The sequence below is a fragment of the Emticicia sp. genome, from assembly GCF_049241225.1.
Lineage (GTDB): Bacteria > Bacteroidota > Bacteroidia > Cytophagales > Spirosomataceae > Emticicia.
Genome location: NZ_JBMLRC010000119.1, coordinates 5421 through 8584, shown reverse-complemented (window position 1 = coordinate 8584; position 3164 = coordinate 5421). Strand labels below are relative to the sequence as shown.

The following is a 3164-nucleotide window of genomic DNA, read 5'->3' as shown; positions in this document are numbered from 1 at the left end:
ACTACGCCACAACCCCGAGAAGGCAAATCATCAGAATTGAAGTTTTCTGCCAAGTCCAACACGGTGTTTACTGTTAATAAATGGAAGCTAAGAGCTTGGTCTCTGATTTCACGGCTAACAACTTTCGAAACATATTCACTCAATGAAAGTTCTGGATAATTGATAAATGAGGAAACCCTCGATACCCCGATTAACCACTCAAAATTATCTTTTTGAATTTGCTCACAAAATATTTTGGTCATGTTACGACCAACCCGAAGATGGGCATAATCAGGGTGCGAAAAAGTATCTAACCCATAAATGGCGTTTCCTGTGCGAGCATCTTCAATGAAAGTATCGATATCGGCAATTTGTTCTTGCGTGTGTGACTTGCTGTATTTCTCAAACGGCACAACTCTCGATGTCAGACCACCCACCAGAACATCATCTACAAAACAGAGAATTTGTCCTTCTGGATAAAGCTCCGACAACAACAAAATTTCTTCTTCGGTTACACAAGCTCCACCCATATCAGCATAACAAAGTTGCATCAACGATTTGAGAGCAGAATAATATTCGGGTCTATAATTCGTGAATCTTACTACTGATTTTGAAGTTTCCATCTTATTGCGATTACATTTTACTTTGAATGATAATTTTGAATAAATTACTCACCAACGTTACACAAAGGTGCTTTTGTTGATTTGATGATTCAAAGTAATAGCATGAAACTCAAATATTTTTTTCGACTTTACGAAGTGCTAGAAATACTCCACGAAGTGTTGTTTTGAAAACATAAATCGAAACAAAAACATGACTAATCTCGAATTTTGGAATAAAAATGCCCATTGTGGCTAAATATATTGGAGACCGATGTTGGAGAGAATGTTGATTTCAAAAAAAATGAGTTCCGTAGAAACGACCAATATGACTAAACAGGTCATTCCTTCGGAACTCAAAACTTTGATATTTGCTCAGCCTCGTCTGTCGCCAATATTGATAATTATAGATAAAAGAGTTAGAACGAATGATACGTCCTAACTCTTACAATTACCCCCTCTCTTACCTTACTCAGCCTAAAGATTTTAATATACTGGTGTAGCGTATCTGGTGGCTTCATACATATTCAGCAAGCCATGCCCTACTCTACTATCACGATTTTGTGGGTGTGTTGAGTAATGAATGATATGACGCATGATTTGGTCATCGGTTAAAGTTGGGTACCTCGACCATACCGACAGCACCATTGCCGACATCATGGCAGTTGCCGAAGACGAACCTCCGAACTGAGTTGGAACATCGCTACTGGCTTTTTGCAATGCCAGCATATTAGTTGCGGCGTGCGTAAATTTCTCGTTGACAACACCAAAATCTACATCTGGATGGTGAAAACATTCCGTACAGTTTCTGATATTTCGGTATTGATTTAGCGGAATTCCATTCGAATTAAAATCAGTCTGACGAGTAACGCCTGTCACCGCCCAAACATCTTCGTTCATGTTGGCAGGAAAAATAATTATATTTTTAAGTGGGTGATTATAGCTGTACCTATTGAGTGTTCCTGCCGCACAGAAAATAATTTTATTTCTATTTTTGGCAAACTTCACGCCATCAATAATCGTGTTTATATCAACCGTATAAGAGTCTGGCGTAAAAATAGATTGCACTACAACTGTTCCCATCGACATACTAATTATATCCACATTCAAAGAGCCTAAACCCGAAAAAGCATTGGCTACCCCTCTATATTCTTGATGCTCGGAAAGCACAACATCAAACGCTCCTTTTACCGAAACAAGATTGGCTTTGAAGGCCACACCGATTAGTTTGTTATCATAAGCGGGAGATGTACCGATTGATGCCGAACACGTACCATGCCCACAGTCATCTTCGGGCGATAGTACTCCTCCACGGCCATCAGGAATTGAGCAAAAAGAATATACTTGTCGGCCAGCCGACTCTGAACCAGAAGCAAAGTTTTGATTCATGATTGGCTGAGCCGATGAAAGACCCGTATCGATGTAGCCAATTGTAAATCTTTTACCAGAAGCAGCTCTACCAGTGGCTCCCGTATTCCAGGCAGACATAACCTCGTGGTCGTATAACTGCCAAGATACTCTCTGTCTGAAACGCTCATAATAGTCATACCCGAGCTGCTGACCTGTAACACCCCAGTAGCGTCCGCAACCAAAATTATTGGGTATCAGTCGGCCTTGTTTTGGTTTACCATCGTCTTTCAGGTAATTTTCGGGAATATATGCCACTTCCATGTACCTTACCAAACCCGATTTTCTTAGAGCTTGAATGGTTTCGAGTTCGGTTACGGTTAAATCAAAATTGGGCATTTCTTTGCTTTCAGCAATCACAAGGTCTTCGGGGTTCTTGAGTTTCTTATTTGATTTTGATTCAATTTCAAAAACTAATTTTAGTACCGCCGCTCGAATCTCTAAAAACTCCTTCGATTTGCTTTGGTTTAAATCCCACGCATATTCGTCTTTCTGGTTTTGTGGGCCATAGCCAACCATAAGAATATCTTTATCTTGTGCGTGCTTTAGCCCAGCGTAAAGCATCTCATCATCAGCAAGTTTCCAGTTAAAACGATTTTTATTTTTGATAGCCAACTGGTCCATGCGAATATTTAATTCATCTTCCGAAAGATACTCTTTTTTCACAGCATCTTTTGCTTGAATTTCTATCGAATCTACCATCAAATCAGACTCCCGACAAGCCGCAGTTATTAGTAGTAAAGAGAATAAAAAGATATAATTTTTCATGATTATTAAGTTTTTTTAGGTTAATACGCTAATCTTTTATTGGGCAATAATAACTTCTTGTTTGTTCATTTCGGCACCAATCATGGTTAGTAGTCCGCCTGAGCCATTGGTAACTTTTCCGCCAACCTCAGCACTAAAGGCTCTTCTCGTACGGCCATTAATCGAGGTTATTTGCTTGGAGCCACCTTTGGCAGAATGAATGACGATGTCAATTTTATTATCTGATTTATTGACCAAATAAATGGTGATGTCTTTGAGTGGGGCTTTCGATGCCGATGCTGTCGGAGCCGAACTACTGCTCGAACTGGCCGATGCTGCACTTTGCTTTGCAATGAGCGAATTGATGTAATCTTCGTACTCTTTCTGTCCGTCAATTTTTTTAGCGGCTCTCACGTAATATTTTTTACAATG

Annotated in this window: 3 protein-coding genes; all 3 read right to left on the bottom strand. The window is 39.7% G+C overall.

Going from position 1 to position 3164, the window contains the following annotated elements; all coding sequences use genetic code 11:
• A partial coding sequence (locus ACOVO2_RS07300) for a hypothetical protein (RefSeq protein ID WP_421769340.1) occupies nucleotides 1-602 on the bottom strand: 602 nt, incomplete at its 3' end.
• A gap of 462 nt (nucleotides 603-1064) precedes the next feature.
• Nucleotides 1065-2753, bottom strand: a complete 1689-nt coding sequence (locus tag ACOVO2_RS07295) for a S8 family peptidase (protein WP_421769339.1) — start codon at nucleotides 2751-2753, stop codon at nucleotides 1065-1067.
• Nucleotides 2754-2789: 36 nt separating this feature from the next.
• Nucleotides 2790-3164 (bottom strand): hypothetical protein (locus tag ACOVO2_RS07290; RefSeq protein WP_421769338.1); only part of this gene is annotated, 375 nt, incomplete at its 5' end.

Bases quoted from the DNA above. Each gene is read 5' to 3' on its own strand.
- ACOVO2_RS07295 (WP_421769339.1), bottom strand. From the start codon at position 2,753: ATGAAAAATTATATCTTTTTATTCTCTTTACTACTAATAACTGCGGCT.